This window comes from bacterium (genome assembly GCA_016873475.1).
In the GTDB taxonomy this organism is placed as follows: domain Bacteria; phylum Krumholzibacteriota; class Krumholzibacteriia; order JACNKJ01; family JACNKJ01; genus VGXI01.
In genome coordinates, this window is the sequence record VGXI01000352.1 from 1 (window position 1) to 2,173 (window position 2,173).

1 protein-coding gene and 1 pseudogene are annotated in these 2,173 nt (G+C 65.2%); both read left to right on the forward strand.

Annotation, left to right across the window (positions count from 1 at the left end):
* Positions 1-363 precede the first annotated feature (363 nt).
* Positions 364-1,272 carry a nucleotidyl transferase AbiEii/AbiGii toxin family protein gene (locus FJ251_15665; GenBank protein MBM4119141.1) on the forward strand — a complete coding sequence of 303 codons (909 nt, stop codon included), beginning with the start codon at positions 364-366 and terminating at the stop codon, positions 1,270-1,272.
* Positions 1,273-1,312: 40 nt separating this feature from the next.
* Positions 1,313-1,744 (forward strand): annotated as a pseudogene (locus tag FJ251_15670) (helix-turn-helix domain-containing protein).
* The last annotated feature ends 429 nt before the right edge of the window (positions 1,745-2,173 follow it).

A 2,173-nucleotide genomic window follows, 5' to 3' on the forward strand; every position in this document is an offset into this window, starting at 1 on the left:
CGCCCTTGCCTTTCATGGGCTGACGACCCAGGTGCCCCACGAAGTATCCCTCGCGATTTCCAGGGGCTCGCGGACTCCCAGGCTTGATCACCCGCCGCTGCGGGTCTATCGCTTCGGTTCAGCAGCTTTCGCCGCGGGCATCGACGAGCACTGCCTCGACGGAGTGCCGGTCCGGATCTACTGCCCTGAAAAGACGCTGGCCGATTCATTCAAGTTCCGCAACCGGATCGGCATGGACGTCGTTCAGGAGGCGCTGAAGTCCTACCGGGCCCGCCGTCGGCCTGACTTCGATGCGGTGCTCCAATACGCGAGGATCTGTCGCGTCGACCAGGTGATGCGTCCCTATCTGGAGGCGTTGCAGTGATGGCCCCCGCGAACATCGCGGCATCCGTCCGGCAGCGCCTCCTGAACCTGGCCCGCGCTGAGCAGCGTCCGTTCGACGAGCTGCTCCAGTACTATGCGATGGAGCGATTCCTCTACCGCCTGTCAAGATCCGGCCACTCGGAGCAGTTCATCCTCAAGGGCGCCTTGGTGCTGCGTGTCTGGAACTCCCCGGTGCAGCGGCCGACCATGGACATTGACCTGCTCGGCAGGACGAGCAATCGCCCCGAGGATATCAGTGACGTCATTCGGGAAATCATGGATGTCGAGGGCGAGGCGGACGGATTGACCTTCAACCCGGCATCGGTTCGGGCCGAGCGCATCACGGAGGACGCGGAATACGACGGGATCAGGATCCGTTTCGAGGTGCGGCTTGATACGGCAAGAATCTTCATGCAGGTGGACATCGGGTTCGGCGACGCCGTCCACCCGGCGCCTGTCGCCGCCGAGTTGCCGACGATCCTGGGCGACAAGGCGCCGCGACTGCTGTGCTACAGCCGGGAGAGCGTCATCGCCGAGAAGCTCGAGGCCATGGTTCGTCACGGCGAGCTGAACAGCCGGATGAAGGACTTCTATGATCTCTGGCAGTTGTCGAAGCAGTACGACTTCGACGGTGAGACGCTGGCCGAAGCTGTTCGCCTGACGTTCGAGAGAAGGGAGCGCGCGCGCTCCCGGTCGCTGACGGCCTTCTCGTCCACGTTCATCGAGGCGAAGCAGGTCCAGTGGGATGCCTTTCGGCGCCGGAGCCGGATCGGGCAGGCGCCGGATTCGTTTCGTGAGGTCGTGACGGATCTGGAGGCGTTCCTCGGGCCGGTGCTCACGGATTTCGAGCCGGCAGTCGGGCAGCAGGTCAGGCGATGGCAGTGGATCGCGGCGAAGGGGTGGGAGTGACGCGAGATCTCCCGGCGAGTTCGAAGAGGGGCACACCCGAATCACCCTGCTTGCACTCGCTGCAGCATTCCGTTCAAAGCAGCAACTCGCCCTTGAGAACCTCGTGCTGCGCCACCAACTCGAAGTTCTGCAACGCAATGCGAGGCGGCCGCAGCTCAGGACCGCTGACCGCACGCTCTTGGTCTGGACTTCGAGATCCTTGGGCGATTGGAAGCAACACCTGACCATCGTCCAGCCCGACACCGTCATAGGCTGGCATCGTCTGGGTTGGCGGCTGTATTGCGCACGGAAGAGCCGAAGGCAGCGGCCGGGGCGTCCGCTCGTCGAGGCTGAAGTGCGCGGCTCGATCCGTCGGCTATCGATCGAGAACCCGCTCTGGGGAGCGCCGCACATCCACGGCGAACTGCTCAAGCTCGGGTACGATGTCGCCGAGACGACCGTCAGCAAGTACATGGTCAGGCGACCCGGCCCGGCGCCGCAGTCCTGGCGCACGTTTCTGCGCAACCACGCGACCGGGATCGTCGCCATCGACTTCCTGACGGTGCCGACGGCCACCCTCCGGGTTCTTTACGCATCTTGGCACGCCTACTGCCTGCTGGATCCCGACGGAACGCTGCGCCGCATCGACCACGACGCGCAGCCGACGCCGGCGCCCCGGCGCTGGAAGTTCCCGGGCCGGTGCTGAGCCGTCTCGCACTTGCCTGAAGGCCGGTCCTTGCCTAGCCTGTCCGCTCCTGTTTCACGCCTCGTTCACCACCCCCGCAAGGAGCCGCCATGCGTCGTCCCCTGAATCTCCTGCTCACGGCCGGCCTGCTGGCCGCGACGATGGGCCTGCTGCAGCCCGCCGCCGCCCAGGACGGCCAGATGGACCCCAAGGCCATGGAAGAGATGGCGATGAAGC

What these genes read in the sequence shown, in the direction of transcription:
- FJ251_15665 (MBM4119141.1), top strand. Translation starts at nt 364, where the DNA reads ATGGCCCCCGCGAACATCGCGGCATCCGTCCGGCAGCGCCTCCTGAAC.